Here is a 16,033-nt window from a genome sequence, read left to right as displayed (position 1 = left end):
CCCTCATGAAGATAAGGGCACGCCCGATTATAAAGAATCGGTCAATGTGCCATCACAAATATGCAAATATCTAGCCTTTCCATCTTCTTGCTCAATTCTGAATAAACCGTTCTCAAATTCTGTGTGTAATTCGTGAAAGAACTTTCCTTTAAGCGAATATTCTCCCTTGGGTTCATCACTGAGCTGATACTCATCCCCAATTTTGACCAGGTAGGCGATTACACCTTCCTCATGGGTTTCTTCCAACCCGGCGCGCATCCGTTGAACGGCCACGACATGCAGATCCATCATTTTCATTTTACCAATGAGTTCATTGATGAAATTACGTTTGGTAAGCTCCTGCCATCGAGTCTGGGCAGATTGTCCGATGACAATCTGTGTAACCTCATTCTTTTCAGCTACTTCTACAATAATATCAGTTGTTTTACGGCCTTCACGTTTCCGAATGATAAACTCTGCGCCAGCTTCATCGGCAAGACGTTTCCAAACCGTCATATACATTTCTTTGCTCTGATTATATTCATCATTGTCCGAACTATCGACATTTAATACAAACAATGGGGCCCCTATTATTTCAGACAGTTGCACACCACGCCGGATTAAACGCTCCCCATGCGGACCATAATGAACACAAACCATAATTTTTTCATTGTGTATGACCTTCACCCTCCTGTAACATGGCCAAGAAATACAAAAGGAGCCTACTGGCGTTAGGCCCCTTGCGTACATCAAAAACCGATAAGTTATACTTAATTATATCTATTCCTATGTTTTTTGTAAAGTTTAGTGGTTATCATGGAACATTTTTCTTCTTAATGCTTGTACTATGCCCTTCTTTTGAAGTTATCATACAATGAAAATTTTAAATATACCTTTACAGGAATATTCGCATAATGGTATATTGTAATCACGAATAGGAAATACGAATCAATTCAATGAATCGAAGTGATTTTTGTTTATGAATACTAACGTAATGAGTGCCTTAGCTGAGCCTCACCGCATGCAGATCGTTGAACTATTACGCGATAGCCCCCTAACCGTTGGAGAGATCGCGGAAAATCTTCAGCTGCGGCAGCCTCAAGCGTCTAAGCATTTGCGTGTACTCAGTGAAGCGGGGCTTATTGAAGTGCAAGCAGTTGCTAATCGGCGTATTTGCAAGCTCCGACCTGAACCATTTAAGGAAATAGACACTTGGTTAGAATCCTACCGCCATATGTGGGAGGAACGCTACGATCGACTGGATGATTATTTGCAGAAGCTACAAAGCAAGGAATCAGATAAGGAAAAGTAAACGAGGAGGATCTATCCCATGACAAATTCTAACCAAACCAACCACCTAGTACACAAAGTTGAAGGCAGTACACTAATCTTAGAGCGTATTTTTAAAGCTCCACGTGAGCTAGTTTTTAAGGCTTTTTCTGAGGCTGTGCATTTGAAGCATTGGTGGGGGCCTAAAGGTTGGACGATTCCCGTATGTCATGTCGATTTCCGTCCAGGGGGGACTTGGCATTATTGCATGAAATGCGAGGATAAGAATCAGGGTGATTTTTACGGTATGGAGTCATGGGGCAAAGCGCTTTATCGGGAAATTACGTTTCCGGAGCAAATTATTTATACGGACTGGTTCTCAGATGCAGAGGGTAATATTTCGAAAGATCTGCCTGAAACGCTTGTACAACTAGATTTTATCGAGCTGGCTGGTCAAACGAAGCTGGTAAACACCGGTAAATACGCTTCTCCAGAAGCGTTACAACAAGTGATTGATATGGGGATGCTGCCGGGTATCTCTCAAACCTTTGATAATCTGGACGTACATCTTGAGAATTTACAGAAGAGCAACTAAAGCCGTGAAAATAGGACGATGCAAGGATACTCCCTCCTGCTCGTCCTTTTTATCATTTTACGGGAAACAAGAATCGGATGCTATTCGGAAAATATTGTAGGAAAAAGGTGTCATTATGCGTTCCCAGTGGATCTGTCTCAAACTTCACACGATGATCCGCTCCATCTATCTTCTCTTTTAAAAGATTAAAAGCACGTTTGCTATTAGGGACCATGTCCTTCTGTGCATTAGTCTTCTGGATACCTTCCTGTTCACCTACATACATATAAACTTTGCATTCCCGATCTAACCTTGTAATCTCCATGTAATCGATAAAATCTTTAAACCACACAGACGCAGATATGAGTATATAGTTATCAAAAATTGGCTCCGTCCTGTACATCGCATACAGACTTATTAATCCACCTAATGAAACACCGCCTAATGCCAATTTGCCTGGCTCTTGAGAGATGCGATATGCACTTTTAATATATGGAACAAGATTCTGATAGACGTAATCTAAATAGGCATCCCCCTTGCCCCCAAAAGACCAATCCTTAAAAAGAGCAGGCATTTCCCAAGGTGTATATTCATCATTACGATGCTGAGAATCAATCCCGATAAAAATAACCGGATCCGTAATCCCCTCTTTCACATCATTTTCTATAGCTGTAATCGATTCTTTGAACAAAAAATCGCCATCCTGTAAGAAAACCGCGGGGAAGCTTCGTTCTGTAAACGATTGATATGCTTTAGGAAGATACACGGTGATTTGTCGCCCCATATGTTCGAAGGTAGTTAGTTCTCCTAACATGATTTTCGTCATCCCCCTCCTTAACTATTCAACAGACGGAACGCTCTACTCATGATGGTCGGCACTACTGACGCGTGGTTTTCATCTGGCGCTACGTAATGCTCAACCTGTAAATTCGGCAAAGAATACTCACACAATTTTGAAAATAATCCTTTAGCATCATCGACCATAAACGCCTCTTCACTGCCCACTGTGATCAACAGCTTTCGTTGCTCGGGTCTTGTCATGTGACCCTGATTGCACCATTGATCCGCATAGGCCAGGATTTCATGATCATTCCACCAAATCGACGGGCTAGAAGCTAAATAATACTGGAATAGCTCCGCGCGAGTGAATAGTGTCCATAGGACAAACAAACCGCTTAATGAGTGACCAAACAAGGCTTGCTTCTGTGGATCGACATTATAATTTTTAGCGATCAGCGGCATCAATTCTAACTCTAAAAAAGATAAGAGCTTCTCGGCACCACCATGTGGCCCTAAGTCAGCATTTTTCAAACGATCTGGATATACATACTGCTCCGCAGTAGGCGTAAAATCATAAAATCTTCTTTTAGAAACCTCATCGTCTGAACCATAATGCCCAATACCAATCACGATGGCTGGTGCAATCAAAGTTTTCGGCGCATTTCTGGACTGCAATTTCACGACATCCCGGCCCAATTGAAAATATGAATTTCCATCGAGCATGTAATAGACAGGAAATCCCTTCTCAGGTGCTTCTACTCTCGGAAGTGAGACCTTTATATCATACGTGTAACCCATATACTGAGATTCTAGTTTCCATGATTCTGTGTGTTCGAGTTCAACTTGTGTTGACATATGTGCTGCTCACTCTCCCCTACACTCTAGACTTGGCTAATAAATATAAGAAATAAGGAATGCCAATAATCGAAACGACTATTCCCACAGGTAACTCTGCTGGCTGAAATAATGTTTTGGCAAAATAATCCGAGATCACAAGCAAGAACATCCCAACCACTGCACTGGATAACATAATATAGCGGTGATTTATCCCTACTAATCTTCTAGCGATGTGAGGAGCCATCAATCCTATAAAACCTATAGAACCGGACACAGACACACATACACTTACAATTCCTACACTGCATAACAGAAAGATTAGCTTTTCTTTTTCTACGGAGATTCCCAAGCTTTTTGTGCTGGAATCCTCCAATTGAAAATAATTGAGCAAGTAGCTTTTTCGATACATTACAAATCCTAAAATCAGCACCCAAGGTGTGATCATTATGATATAAGTCCAATTCGCGCTGTAAATACTTCCAACACTCCATACCGCAGCCATTTCGTAATCACTTGCATTCATTTTTAAAGAAAGATACAACGACAACGCCCCAAAACCACTGCTTATCGCGATCCCTGTCAATATCAAACGTTGCATATCAAGCGCACCATTCCGCCAAGAGAAAATAAAGATAACCACAACTGCGGCAAGCCCCCCCACAAAACCAAAGAGTGGCATGGCTAGTATCGAAAACCAGCTTTCTTTAAAAAAAGTAACCCCTGACATCTGAAAGAAAAACATAAATGCAACGATGGCAGCTCCGGCACCTGCATTAATCCCAAGGATACCTGGATCAGCCAGCCCGTTTCGGGTAATGCCTTGAATGACCGTTCCAGCTATCCCCAGACCTATGCCTACTAATGACGCAATAATGATCCGTGGCAATCGAAATTGAAAAATAACCAGGTCAAATTTAGGATTGGGATGGATTCGCAGCAGCGTTTTTATCACATCCATGACAGACATATCAAATGCGCCATTCGTTAGATGAAAATACCCCGCCACAAGCGTAAGCAGGATAAAAGCTAGTAGCGTCAATAGATAGCGACTATACTGTATTTTCCCTCTATCCACGCTGCTCTCCCCCTTTAACCCGAATTAAATAAAGGAAGAACGGGATGCCAATAAAGGCGGTCACAACGCCAATTGGCGTTTCAAACGGAAAGTTAATATACCGGCTTAAGACATCACAAAATGCTAAAAAAACAGCCCCAATGACTGCTGAGCAAGGAATGATGAAACGATAGTCGATACCAACTATAAAACGTGTAATATGAGGAATAATTAGACCAACAAAGGCAATCTTACCTACTAAGGCCACTGCTGTTCCGGTCAGACATATAACAGATAAAATACTGATGATTTTCACCCATTTTGTCCGTTGACCCAAGCTAATTGCTGTTTCATCCCCTAGGGAGGCAACCATTACAGATTTAGAAATACTAACCGCCAAGAGCAGACCAACGATTATAAAGGGAATGGATAATATTAGCATATCTGGATTTACAGTATTTATTTTTGAGCTATACCAAACGCTAACATTTTGTGAGACTTGAAAAAACATCGCTACTGCTGAGGCAATACTACTTAAAAATGTACCAATTACAGTACCAATAATGGCTAGTCTGACTGGAGATAAGCCGTTTTTGACCAATGAGCCAAATCCGAAAACCAACCCCGCTCCGATAGCGGAACCCACCATGGATAAAAGAATCATATGAACATTCGATAATCCAGGATAAAACACCATAGCCAACGTAATAACAAATGCCGATCCGTCATTTACTCCCATAATCGATGGTGATGCAAGATAATTCCGTGTAACGCCTTGCATTAATGCCCCTGAAACAGCCAGGGCCGCTCCAACTAATAAAGCGGCGATTACACGCGGTAATCTAGATGTCATAATAATGTTGTGGTCCACATTATTTGCGTCGAAGTGTGTAATCGCCTGCCAGATTGTTGCTATTCCAATATCCTTAACACCATATAAGACGGATACAACCATTGCTAATACGATGAATAATGGAGAAGTTGATAGGATCAATATAACTTTCCAATTTTTTGTATTCATCTTATTCATCGCACCTTCAGTTTTACTTCAACAGGTTTTCAATTGCAGTATCCAAGAATCTTACTTTTGACCAAGCCGTACCACCTTGCGCCAAAGGATCAATTGCATTTACAAAGACATGATTGTTTTTGACTGCATTCACGCTTTTGAAGATCGGATTCTTAAGTAAATCATCAAGTGCTGTTGCATTATCCGTATTCTCACTGGTCTCAAACTGCAAGAAAATATAGTCTGGATTAATTTCCGCTAAAGCTTCTAGTGAAAGCTCAGCTTGAGCTTTAGTAGTTGTTATTACTTCGGGAATGGTAGCACCTAAATCTTCGTAAATAACCGGATTTAGATAAACACCAGCAGGATATACACACATGCTGCCCTGACGAATACGGATCACAAGAATGGATTTATCTTTCAGTTTTTCTCCAATCTCAGCCTTTGCACCCGCGGCTTTAGATTCATAATCGCTAATAATCTTTTCCGCATCTGCTGACTTACCGGATAATTGACCTAATAAGCGCAAGTTATCTTTCCAGTTTGTTGAGATATGTGAATAAGGAATCATCGTTTGAATTTTATTAAGCGCACCCGATACATCTTCACCAAACTTGGAAGACCCTAAAATAACATCTGGATCTAGCTGCAAGATCGCCTCATTGCTCGGAGCAAATTTATCCCCCACTAAAGATGCACCAGCTAATTCAGTTGACAGATAACCTGGAATGGCATTTGCTATTGCAAGTACGCCTACAGGTTTCACTCCTAGGATTGCAGCATCTTCCATAGATTCCAGACTTGCAGCTACGATATTGTGAATCTCTGCAGGTACTACATAATCCTTACCTAGATATGTAATGGTTTGTTCAGTGGCAACTGTCTCTGCTGCCGCCGCATTTCCTTTGTTATTTGCATTTCCCTCTGTTGCTACTCCAGCATTATTTGCACTTTTTTCTGAAGCTGCGTTGTCCTTTGCATCGTTCCCACAAGCTGCCAAACTCAAAGCTAATACTGCTGATACCCCTGCTAATAAAACTTTTTTCTGATTCATTTTCTATCTCCCCATCTATATTTTTTTTATCATTCCTTAATTCTAAGCAATGATAATGAGAATCGTTATCATATTAAATCATATGAGAATAATTATCAATACCTTTCTTTAAATAGTTGAAATTTTGTAAATTGTCAGATCAGTATAAAGGGAGAAATTCCCGTAGGTGACGTAATTGTTAAAAAAGAAAATGGAGCTGGCGGTGCATCCGTGTCACATATACTGCATCTAATGCAGGTTGGTCTTCAAGAGGCGTACGCTCTGACAGAGCTTGTCGAGCTAGATGCACTCTCTGTCGTAGTTCGGAATAAGTTTCGTAAACAGTTGGATCTGCCAATGGCCTAGACTCTACCATCCTATTAAGAACACCGAAGGCGTTTATACTTGCTATAATAGAATTTTTTGAAATTTCTAGATTGCGGAGAAATGTGAAATGAACTCAAGGGATGGGCCTATATTCTACTGTTGGCCATGGGGAGCCCTGTTTTTAATTAAGCACACGCCTCTTTGGGATGACGGACCGAGCGGATCTTAAATCCTTAGAATACATGTTTTAGTCGAGCTTACGGACAAATGTATTCGAATAACCGAATACATTGTGCCGAAGGTAACGTAAACGACCCAAATGTATGCGAATAACCGAATACATTGTGCCGAAGGCAATGTAAACGAGCCAAATGTATGCGAATAACCGAATACATTGTGCCGAAGGCGTAAACGAGCCAAATGTATGCGAATAACCGAATACATTGTGCCGAAGGTAACGTAAACGAGCCAAATGTATGCGAAAAACCAAATACATTGTGCCGAAGGTAGCGTAAATAAGCCAATATATGCGAAAAACCGAATACATTGTGCCGAAGGTAACGCAATAAGCCAATGTATGCGAAAAACCAAATACATTGTGCCGAAGGTAACGTAAACGAGCCAAATGTATGCGAATAACCGAATACATTGTGCCGAAGGTAACGCAATAAGCCAAATGTATGCGAATAACCGAATACATTGTGCCGAAGGTAACGCAATAAGCCAATGTATGTGAAAAACCGAATACATTGTGCCGAAGGTAACGTAAACGAGCCAAATGTATGCGAATAACCGAATACATTGTGCCGAAGGTAACGTAATAAGCCAAATGTATACGAAAAACCAAATACATTGTGCCGAAGGTAACGCAATAAGCCAAATGTATGCGAATAACCGAATACATTGTGCCGAAGGTAACGTAAACGAGCCAGCACCTATACACATGCTGAAGAACATTTAGAAGAACCCGCACCACTTGCGGGTTCTTCTGCACTATAAATATACTTCAACTTTTTTCATCAGTGGAAATTTTACGGCATATATTTCTCAGCAATGCTGGTGACATATCCGTCTTTTTTAGTAATCACACATGGGGGCATAAAGTCAGTATATTGCTTGAAATATTCGATAAACTCCTGCTTGCTTACTTCTTTTAGAGCACCCGCATTAGCATCAACTATAGAATATCTCGTATCCTCTGTAACTTCTAATGGATCGGTATACGTATATTTGTTGAGGATATAAAATCCATTAGGCATATCATCATCTGGATTAATATTCAACCCTTTAAAGCGAGCGGAATCCTCCATTGTTAGCCATTCAATGTTATCAAAATCAAAGGAATGATTCTCCAGGCTAAGATTAAAAACATAGCCTATTAATATACTCTCGGGCGTGATCGCAAAATCATCAGCTGTAGCCTCATTGTCCACCACAAGCTGATCCAGCTTAACATGCTGACCCATTCCAATATCATTGCTTATATAATTCATTGCGACCTGTAAAGGATCAAGTTGTGCTGGCTCCTCCCCCTCATCAGCTAATGTCTGCAGACGGGCATAATATTCAGCTATCGTAACATCGGCTTGAGGTGTATTGTAATACTCATTTCCGTTCGAATCCTTCCAGCGCTCTACACTCCAAATCCCTGAAGCGCCTTGAATAACAGGTTGGGATAACAACAGTTGGCTTGTTTCGCCTGTAGTTAAGGGGAATTTCACTAGAATATGCTTCCCACTATAAGTTTCATGCGGAAGCTGATGGTTTGCTTCAAGAAACACACGCACTGCCATTTCTTGACCGGCTGGTGAAGACATATCATTCTCTCCGCTCCTGATGACGCCCAGATACTGCGGTGTTGAATTCATAATGGAAAAAATAAGTATCGGCTTTCCCATGCTTCCTTCTTCGGTAATAAATCCATCGACCGTATTTTCCGTCATCGTCAGCTTAGTTGGATCATCCGGTTTCAAGCGATATTCTAAACTCCAAATTTCCAAGGGTGTTGCAAGCAGTTCGTCCAATGACGCTATTTTTTCAAGCTTAGTAATTTGACTATCAATTATTTTAATATCTCTACTGTTCTCATAACTCGTAATGTTCTGCTCCATAAATTGCTCGGCATAATCCTTTACGGTTAATGGATCATTTTTCGGATTACTTATGAGCCCGACACACAGTGCAGCCACGACTAAGATTGCGACTAAAATAACCCAAAAGGCTGGTTTTTTATAATTCAGAATATTTTTAATTCGTCCTTTTGTGTTGCTCTCGCCAAAGGCAAGTGGTGAACCACCCATAAACCGTCTTCCAGTAGATAAGGACAAAAGTGATGTCGAATATTCCTTTTTAATTCCACTGCCCATCTGTCTTATGACGCTTTCGTCACAGGACTTCTCCATATCATCACTCATCAGATAAAAAGCAAGCCAAACCAATGGATTAAACCAATGTACACACAGAACAGCGAACGCTAAAGGTTTTATCATGTGGTCGCACCTGTGTATGTGCACTTGCTCGTGTTTGATGATATAAGCTTTTTCATGATCGGAAAGACCGTTTGGAAGGTATATTCTAGGCTTAAAGAAGCCGAATACAAAAGGTGTGGAGATGCCGTTATGCTCATATACATTTTCGAAAAGTGGGGTTGCGTCTCTTAAGTTTCGTGAAAGTCGAATAGTAGTAACAATGCAGTAAATGAGCAGCAGCACAATCCCAATCAACCATAGATATTGGACAATGTTAATCCACACGTCTGAAGGATTTGAAGGGATTATACCACTTGGTACAGCAGGTGTAGAGGGGATAGGTACGGGTGATATATTATTTACGGCTTGCTCGGATGTGTTGATTACATTTGGGATTTGAGGCGTTTGTGTGTATAGCTTATTTAGAGGTGAGTTCTGGACTTCAGAAGGGATAAAACTAAATATACTCTCCATCGAGAACGGACATAGAAGTCGGAACAAAACCACAGACCATAAGGCAAAGGAGAATATTTTGGGAACTTTTCTTAAGAACAGCCGCGCCACGATGATAAACACAATCACATAACTTCCCGTAATGCTCATGTTTAAAAGTTGTCCAAACAGCTGAGCCACCGTTACTCCTCCTTATGCTCATGGATTAGTCTTAGAACATCATCAATTTCGCTTTCACTTAATTTCCGACTCTTTGTAAAAGCAGCCAAAAATTTGGGTAACGAACCGCCGAAGGTTTCCTTCACAAACGCCTTGCTCTGCTCCGCATAAAAGTCATCCTTTTTAATAAGAGAACCTACCACACCATTATCATTTTTAACAATCTCTTTAGCTTCAAGTCTTTTTAACATCGTATACGTCGTAGATTTCTTCCAGTTGAGCTCGGATTCACATAACTTCACCAGATTCCCTGAAGGAAGCGGTTCGTGGTCCCATATTAATTCCGCAAATTTCCCTTCCATTTCGGTCATTCTGAGATCCTTCAACCTTGCACCTCCCGTTGGTCTTCAATTCCTAGACCTTCCATTTGAATTAGAGTTTACAACTTGTAGACCGTTTTGTCTACAAAATATTTCCAACAAAAAAAGAGACTCTGTCTTTGTAAACATCGCCTCTTTGCTACCTTTATTAAGGGTAAAACACAGATAAGTCACGGAACAATAGTCCGCCCTCTTCTAGTCTGTTCAGATCCTCTTCTACATCAGTTACAATATGGCTTTCTCGCTCATGAGCTGTATTGATTAACCACGGTTGCCCCTGTCTTAAAAAACAAAGATCATCAGGCACCCTAGTCTGCACCCATGAGTATAAGCTCGTAGAATAGGATAGTAAAATATCGACCGCATCCGGTGAACATCTAAAAAAATAAACATCTGCGTAATGTCCCATAAGCCGAGTTCCCGGCCAATAATCATCTTTGACGATCTCTTTGAGAAAAGGCTGTAACCGTTCCAATAGTTCATATCCTTCTGGCTCTAACTCCATCTGATCACGTTTGACCAAAATAAATTCATCACACACTTCCATAGCTACCTGTATCAGCGTCTTATAGGCCTGACCCGTTGGGTCCTGCAAAATAGTATTTATAATAATGTCCGCCCCTTACTTATTTATATTATTTAAATACTCCTGATGCATCCTTCCCCAGCCACACATGCTATCCAAAACAGTAATTAGTGATTTGCCATGTTCTGAAATACTATATTCCACCCTCAATGGAAGCTCATGAAAAATCACACGATCGATAAGTTGATTCTCTTCAAGCTCCCGTAGTTGCTTAGTTAATGTCCCTTGAGAGACCTCTGGAATAATCCGCCTGAGTTCGCCAAATCGTTTGGTACCATCTATCAATAAAATAAATAAAATGAGCGGCTTCCACTTTCCACCGATCTTATCAAGCGTTGTAAGCACTCCGGCCAATCTCGGCTCCAGTAAATCCATGTGATCATCTCTTTCGATAGTTATTCTATTTAACAGCTAGTACGAACAATCGTACCTAGTACGAAAAAAGTGCGTACTGTGCAGAATTTCTTTTATACCTAATAATAAAAAACAGAACTTAAAAGTCCATTTAACTATGAACGGAGTAGATAAAAATGTCCAGGAATTCATTAAAAAACCAGCGAATCGTCATTATCGGAGGAAGCTCCGGAATTGGGCTCGCGACTGCCAAACAAGCGGTTGAACAAGGCGCATATGTCATAATCGCCGGGCGTTCACAAGAAAAATTAGAAAAAGCCCAACAATTTCTAGGGTCCGAATCTAACGAAATTCATTCGCTTGATAATCAAAATGAAGAAGACTTAAAGTCATTTTTCGAAAAAACCGGCAACTTCGATCATTTGTTCACTCCCGGCGCCTCCTATGTTAGAGGACCAATTACTTCAAGCTTAGAGATTGCTCATAGCTGCTTTAATGCAAAGTTCTGGCCTCAGTATAATGCTGTGAAATACGCGATCCCCTATATAAACGCAACAGGCTCTATTGTTCTGATGTCTGGCGCATTCGGTCAACGACCACTTGCCGATGGTGCCTCCTATGCAGCTTGTAACGGCGCGATTTTGAGTCTGGGAAAAGCATTGGCTGTAGAATTGGCTCCTATTCGAGTAAATGTTATCTCCCCAGGCACCATTCATACCAACTTTAATTGGATAGGAGCAGAACAAGAAACTAGAGACAAGTCCTACGATGAATATACAAATATGAATATCCTTGGCAGGGTAGGGCATGCCGACGAAGCAGCACATACAACCCTTTATTTGATGACTAATAACTATACTACGGGAAGCACCCTATTTCCTGATGGGGGTTATATTTTACGATGAAAAATAAAAAAGCCCATATATTTGTGGGCTTTTTTTAATAAACTTAATCCTATGTAAGCGCCTGAATCGTTCCTCACTTGTTTCTTAATTAGGAATAGTATACTTTTTCTACTTTATATAATGTATGCTCGATAGTTGGGCAGAGATCGGCATCTACTTTATAAAATTTCACTCGAAAGTATAAACTTTTCAGAAAGTTCTTTATATTATTTTTTTGCCTAAAGGCAGGAAGAAACTCTGAACTTTTCTCCACATCACCAAAACTTTGAATCCATTGCTCTACATCAGTCTGACTAACTATTTTTCTATTTAAAATACTAATTATGGGTCTTACCATTCTCTCATCTTCCCCATCGGAGTAAATTCGATCTGTTATGATCATCTTTTCATAAACCAAATGGAGAATCGTTATGAAATCATTGTTATCCAGTTCGGAACATTGAGCTAAATCGTCTAAAGCATCTGCTGCATGGGCTATGGCATGTGCCCAGCCCTTTTCTTCATCATACCCGCGGTAATCTCGCTCTTCTTGTACATTGTAAAATACTTTCTCTTTTATCTGATGAACTTGCTCTCTTGAGAGAAATGGTGATTCTCTATGTCTCTCTAAGACGAGTGGTATGACTAGCATTGAGAAAGATCGAGTAAAGACAGCGTCTGTATTTGTTTCACCAAGCTTAAAATGCAAATGGTTATGATCCAAAATAACTGGAAGAAGTTGTTCTAGTTCATTTGCAGTTAGAGAATTACCAGGAATCCAATGTGATAAGATTGTATAAATCAGGTCATCACGCAGCTCGGCATCCACAGAACCGATGTTATGTATCATTTCTTGTATTAACTGGAATGAATCGGAGGGGGCTTGGTAGCCATTTTCTTTTATTACTATCAACTTTTCTTTTAAATTCATTATACACACTCCTACAGAGTATTCGTTTGGAAAATGTCACCCTATCCTTTCGGGTTGTTGGCATTTATCATGGTACTATATATAGTATTAAGGGCAAACTTTTATTTTTAAGCGACACCCTTTCTACATTTTAGAATAGCCTATTCAATAACCAACCAAAGGTGGTACGAAAATGAACCAGAAACTAGAAACAACAGATTCTAAGCGTCGTGTTCTCCCCTTTAAAGGCGTCCTCAATTTCCGAGATATGGGCGGATACATCACCTCAGATGGCCGTAAAGTCAAATACGGTTTATTTTTTCGATCAGCTGAATTAACAGGAATGACCGATCATGATATAAAACTCTTTAAATCACTTGGAATTAAGACCATATTTGATTATCGAGGGATAGAAGAAGTTCGTTTAAAACCAGATCCGGTCATACCAGGGATCAAAAACATTTGTGTACCTGCTTTAAAACAAGAGGTTCCTGGAGACATGAGAGATGTAGTTCGGTCTGGATTTCTTGAACATTTCACGACAGACTTCCTAGTTAATATGTATTTAGATATGGCCTTTAATAACCCTTCCTTTAAGCGACTTATGGCAACTATTATGCTTCCAGAGGCATTCAGTATCCTGCATCATTGTGCCGGTGGAAGAGATCGCACTGGCGTTGGATCAGCGTTCATCTTCCTCGCACTCGGGGTTCCGAGAGAGACGATTATAGAAGACTACCTGCTCTCCAATCAGACACTGGGTCCTATGAATGAACAAATAAAAAAGCAAGCCTCACAACATCTATCCCCTACGGAAGTGGATACTGTTATGGCTGCGCTTATATTACGCAGAGAATTCATGGAAGCCATTTTCTCTGCCATTGACGCGCGTTATAAAAGTGTAGAGATTTTCCTCGAACAGGAATTCGGCATGACAGCTGATAAGCGCAAGCAGTTACAAGCATACTGTTTAGAAGCTTAATAACTTGTTGAGCGATGAACTAATTCATTCAAATTGAGATAAAAATGGAAAAAGGCGCAGCTCTCAAAGAGCTACGCTTTTTCTCATTTAATACTGACGTTCTTCCTCGTAGGATACAAACAACATTCTACGCTGTACATCCATCAGCATTCGAATCACCCAATTTGCGATCAGGGCGAAGACAAGTCCCGCTACAACATAAGATATATATTGTTGAGATAAAGTCCAGTCGATATTAAATAAGGCGAACACACTATTCTCCAAAATGTTCAGATCCATCGTTTGCAGAAAAATCTGATGAAGCACTGGTAGCGTAATCAGACCAAGCGCTACAGCTACCACGGTTATCGTTAGTGAAAAGAAGTTAATGCTGGATACGAATCGTCCCATAATTAGCATGATGTTACGCGCAAACTTTGCACCATCAAAACCTAACTTCATTCTTTGCATGAAACCCGCGCCCTCCAGTTTCATATCCGTTCTACGCTCCTCGTTCGGTCTAGGAATATCCAGCAAAGATCTTACTAACTCTTGCTCAAATCGTACGATGTAATCCAATCCTTTGGCTACTGCGAAAAATAAAGGAATACCGACGAAAATGGGTGTTAATCCAATGGATAATGCTAACCCTGTCACCATAAACACGAAATATACAATCGTAATTGGTAAAGAAACTATAAAATACAACATACTCCGATAGGTCTTGGGACTTGATCGGCGTTTTCCGGGTTTAGATTGTGATTTCGATTCTACGGGAATCTGCATGGAATCTACCGCTCCGATCGGCATGGTATACAACTTATCGTTCATTTCTTATGTCCTTCCTCTCACGTTATCAATTAATCTCATTATACGTGGTAAAGAGAAGGCTCAAAACAGTCTTAGGACCGGAGTCTTACCAGACTAAAGGCTAGGATGGGTTTAGACACACAACAGCTACAAGCCCAGCATATTCCCCTTTTCGAGCCGCACGATCTGCTGTTGACTCGCTTCATTCCTCCCTCCCTAGCATTAAAAGCAGTTCATCCACAACAGCTTTCGGCTGATAACTATGAATATAGTGAGAGCTATCTCGTACAATGATTTGCTTCCCAGTGGTGGACCAGACTGGAAGCTCAGCTTGACTATCTCTCCATGATCGATCTTCATCCAATTTGCCAAAATAGTCGGCAGTCAATACGGTAATGGGAATATGGAGTGGCTTTCCACCAGTCATGACGACTTCAGCATTCTCTCGACTTAATTGCAACTCGTCTACCATGTTCCTATTTCCGATCTTGAGCAGTGTGCCTTTACGGTTTAATGCCTTTAGATCCTCCGTCAAAAGCTTATCACCGTTACTTTGGTCAGATACCCAAGCCGCGAATCCGTCAAAATGATATAACAACCGTAAAATGCCTGTCGTTCGAAGTCCCTTGTATATCCAAGGAATAAACGTTAATTCTGGACTTTCTTTATAATACTCAGGACTTCCACCATCAATAAACACAATCCCCTTCACTTCCTCAGGGAACCGCTGTGCGTACCGAATTGTTTCTAGAGCTCCGAGTGAGTGACCGACGAATATATAAGGTGGCTTCTGTTTCGAGACTTTAAGGAGCTGATGAATTTCGTCTGTAATCGTATCGATATCCCGAGGTCTGTCCGTCGTATCGCTGTAGCCGTAACCGAAGCGATCATACACTGCAATCTTTACGTGCTGCTTTAGTCCTTCATACAAAGGATAAAAATCAGCATATGGATTCACCGTTCCCCATCCAGAAGCAAAGACTACTGTAATATCTCCTTCGCCTTCCGAATAAAGATGCATCTTGTTGCCCTCAACTTCATACAGTTTTCCAACAGGCCTATATGCTTTTCTGTCTTGCACTGAACCATACCATTGATATAAAGCTCCAATCCCTACCAACATCACCAGTACGAGGAGAACTCCTAACATTATTTTGCGAAATCGTCTCCACATGTTTTTCACTCTTCCCTTCAACTATTCCACAA

18 protein-coding genes are annotated in these 16,033 nt (G+C 40.8%); 5 read left to right on the top strand and 13 right to left on the bottom strand.

The genetic code is table 11. The annotated features are described in order from the left end of the window. Positions 1-27 precede the first annotated feature (27 nt). Positions 28-666: a universal stress protein gene (locus M2444_RS00815; protein ID WP_231573438.1), complete on the bottom strand. Its 639-nt coding sequence runs from the start codon at positions 664-666 to the stop codon at positions 28-30. 292 nt (positions 667-958) lie between these two features. On the opposite strand from M2444_RS00815, the gene M2444_RS00810 reads away from it, so the two are divergent. After that, positions 959-1,291 carry an ArsR/SmtB family transcription factor gene (locus M2444_RS00810; RefSeq protein ID WP_094873804.1) on the top strand — a complete coding sequence of 111 codons (333 nt, stop codon included), beginning with the start codon at positions 959-961 and terminating at the stop codon, positions 1,289-1,291. 18 nt (positions 1,292-1,309) lie between these two features. Next, a complete protein-coding gene (locus M2444_RS00805) occupies positions 1,310-1,843 on the top strand; it encodes an SRPBCC domain-containing protein (protein WP_280785995.1) in 534 nt (177 codons plus the stop codon). Positions 1,844-1,895: 52 nt separating this feature from the next. Here the strand turns inward: M2444_RS00805 and M2444_RS00800 are convergent, their stop codons facing one another. Genes M2444_RS00800 through M2444_RS00780 form a run of 5 tightly spaced genes read right to left on the bottom strand, consistent with a single transcriptional unit; the run spans position 1,896 to position 6,556 of the window. Continuing rightward, complete coding sequence (locus tag M2444_RS00800) at positions 1,896-2,648, bottom strand: alpha/beta hydrolase (protein ID WP_280785994.1); 753 nt, start codon at positions 2,646-2,648, stop codon at positions 1,896-1,898. An 8-nt stretch (positions 2,649-2,656) separates the two neighbouring features. Next, positions 2,657-3,457, bottom strand: coding sequence for an alpha/beta hydrolase (locus M2444_RS00795; protein ID WP_280785993.1), 801 nt, complete (start codon positions 3,455-3,457; stop codon positions 2,657-2,659). Positions 3,458-3,476: 19 nt separating this feature from the next. Continuing rightward, positions 3,477-4,514, bottom strand: coding sequence for a FecCD family ABC transporter permease (locus M2444_RS00790; RefSeq protein WP_280785992.1), 1,038 nt, complete (start codon positions 4,512-4,514; stop codon positions 3,477-3,479). Next, positions 4,507-5,514, bottom strand: a complete 1,008-nt coding sequence (locus tag M2444_RS00785; RefSeq protein WP_481857441.1) for a FecCD family ABC transporter permease — start codon at positions 5,512-5,514, stop codon at positions 4,507-4,509. Before M2444_RS00785 ends, M2444_RS00790 begins: the two co-directional genes overlap by 8 nt. Positions 5,515-5,536: 22 nt before the next feature. Continuing rightward, on the bottom strand, positions 5,537-6,556 hold the full coding sequence (locus M2444_RS00780) for an ABC transporter substrate-binding protein (RefSeq protein ID WP_280785990.1): 1,020 nt from the start codon (positions 6,554-6,556) through the stop codon (positions 5,537-5,539). 210 nt (positions 6,557-6,766) lie between these two features. Between M2444_RS00780 and M2444_RS00775 the strand changes: the two genes are divergently transcribed. Beyond that, positions 6,767-6,901 (top strand): hypothetical protein, encoded by a 135-nt coding sequence (locus M2444_RS00775; protein ID WP_256990004.1) that lies wholly within the window; start codon positions 6,767-6,769, stop codon positions 6,899-6,901. A 992-nt stretch (positions 6,902-7,893) separates the two neighbouring features. Here the strand turns inward: M2444_RS00775 and M2444_RS00770 are convergent. The 4 genes from M2444_RS00770 to M2444_RS00755 all read right to left on the bottom strand — a co-directional run bounded on the left by M2444_RS00770 (position 7,894) and on the right by M2444_RS00755 (position 11,283). Further along, positions 7,894-9,963 (bottom strand): M56 family metallopeptidase, encoded by a 2,070-nt coding sequence (locus M2444_RS00770; protein WP_280785989.1) that lies wholly within the window; start codon positions 9,961-9,963, stop codon positions 7,894-7,896. A gap of 2 nt (positions 9,964-9,965) precedes the next feature. Next, entirely contained in the window at positions 9,966-10,328 is a 363-nt protein-coding gene (locus M2444_RS00765) for a BlaI/MecI/CopY family transcriptional regulator (protein WP_280785988.1), read from the bottom strand. A gap of 142 nt (positions 10,329-10,470) precedes the next feature. Further along, a complete protein-coding gene (locus M2444_RS00760; RefSeq protein WP_280785987.1) occupies positions 10,471-10,863 on the bottom strand; it encodes a hypothetical protein in 393 nt (130 codons plus the stop codon). 81 nt (positions 10,864-10,944) lie between these two features. Beyond that, positions 10,945-11,283: a winged helix-turn-helix transcriptional regulator gene (locus M2444_RS00755; protein WP_094878952.1), complete on the bottom strand. Its 339-nt coding sequence runs from the start codon at positions 11,281-11,283 to the stop codon at positions 10,945-10,947. A gap of 155 nt (positions 11,284-11,438) precedes the next feature. On the opposite strand from M2444_RS00755, the gene M2444_RS00750 reads away from it, so the two are divergent. Next, positions 11,439-12,167: an SDR family oxidoreductase gene (locus tag M2444_RS00750; protein WP_280785986.1), complete on the top strand. Its 729-nt coding sequence runs from the start codon at positions 11,439-11,441 to the stop codon at positions 12,165-12,167. A gap of 88 nt (positions 12,168-12,255) precedes the next feature. Here the strand turns inward: M2444_RS00750 and M2444_RS00745 are convergent, their stop codons facing one another. Next, positions 12,256-13,077 carry a DUF2785 domain-containing protein gene (locus M2444_RS00745; RefSeq protein WP_280785985.1) on the bottom strand — a complete coding sequence of 274 codons (822 nt, stop codon included), beginning with the start codon at positions 13,075-13,077 and terminating at the stop codon, positions 12,256-12,258. 172 nt (positions 13,078-13,249) lie between these two features. Here M2444_RS00745 and M2444_RS00740 point away from each other — a divergent pair, with 172 nt between their 5' ends. Next, positions 13,250-14,038, top strand: coding sequence for a tyrosine-protein phosphatase (locus tag M2444_RS00740; protein ID WP_280785984.1), 789 nt, complete (start codon positions 13,250-13,252; stop codon positions 14,036-14,038). An 87-nt stretch (positions 14,039-14,125) separates the two neighbouring features. Here the strand turns inward: M2444_RS00740 and M2444_RS00735 are convergent, their stop codons facing one another. Together M2444_RS00735 and M2444_RS00730 are read right to left on the bottom strand one after the other, a co-directional pair. Further along, positions 14,126-14,848 carry a sensor domain-containing protein gene (locus M2444_RS00735; protein WP_280785983.1) on the bottom strand — a complete coding sequence of 241 codons (723 nt, stop codon included), beginning with the start codon at positions 14,846-14,848 and terminating at the stop codon, positions 14,126-14,128. A 181-nt stretch (positions 14,849-15,029) separates the two neighbouring features. Further along, entirely contained in the window at positions 15,030-16,001 is a 972-nt protein-coding gene (locus M2444_RS00730) for an alpha/beta hydrolase (protein ID WP_280785982.1), read from the bottom strand. Positions 16,002-16,033: the final 32 nt, after the last annotated feature.

The organism is Paenibacillus sp. PastF-3, assembly GCF_029893135.1.
Taxonomy (GTDB): Bacteria; Bacillota; Bacilli; order Paenibacillales; family Paenibacillaceae; genus Paenibacillus_AQ; species Paenibacillus_AQ nitricinens.
This window is presented reverse-complemented; position numbering and strand designations above follow the sequence as displayed.

Bases quoted from the DNA above. Each gene is read 5' to 3' on its own strand.
- M2444_RS00750 (WP_280785986.1), top strand. From the start codon at position 11,439: ATGTCCAGGAATTCATTAAAAAACCAGCGAATCGTCATTATCGGAGGA.
- M2444_RS00795 (WP_280785993.1), bottom strand. From the start codon at position 3,457: ATGTCAACACAAGTTGAACTCGAACACACAGAATCATGGAAACTAGAA.
- M2444_RS00730 (WP_280785982.1), bottom strand. From the start codon at position 16,001: ATGTGGAGACGATTTCGCAAAATAATGTTAGGAGTTCTCCTCGTACTG.
- M2444_RS00755 (WP_094878952.1), bottom strand. From the start codon at position 11,283: ATGGATTTACTGGAGCCGAGATTGGCCGGAGTGCTTACAACGCTTGAT.
- M2444_RS00740 (WP_280785984.1), top strand. From the start codon at position 13,250: ATGAACCAGAAACTAGAAACAACAGATTCTAAGCGTCGTGTTCTCCCC.
- M2444_RS00735 (WP_280785983.1), bottom strand. From the start codon at position 14,848: ATGAACGATAAGTTGTATACCATGCCGATCGGAGCGGTAGATTCCATG.
- M2444_RS00780 (WP_280785990.1), bottom strand. From the start codon at position 6,556: ATGAATCAGAAAAAAGTTTTATTAGCAGGGGTATCAGCAGTATTAGCT.
- M2444_RS00800 (WP_280785994.1), bottom strand. From the start codon at position 2,648: ATGACGAAAATCATGTTAGGAGAACTAACTACCTTCGAACATATGGGG.
- M2444_RS00805 (WP_280785995.1), top strand. From the start codon at position 1,310: ATGACAAATTCTAACCAAACCAACCACCTAGTACACAAAGTTGAAGGC.
- M2444_RS00745 (WP_280785985.1), bottom strand. From the start codon at position 13,077: ATGAATTTAAAAGAAAAGTTGATAGTAATAAAAGAAAATGGCTACCAA.
- M2444_RS00785 (WP_481857441.1), bottom strand. From the start codon at position 5,514: ATGAATACAAAAAATTGGAAAGTTATATTGATCCTATCAACTTCTCCA.
- M2444_RS00810 (WP_094873804.1), top strand. From the start codon at position 959: ATGAATACTAACGTAATGAGTGCCTTAGCTGAGCCTCACCGCATGCAG.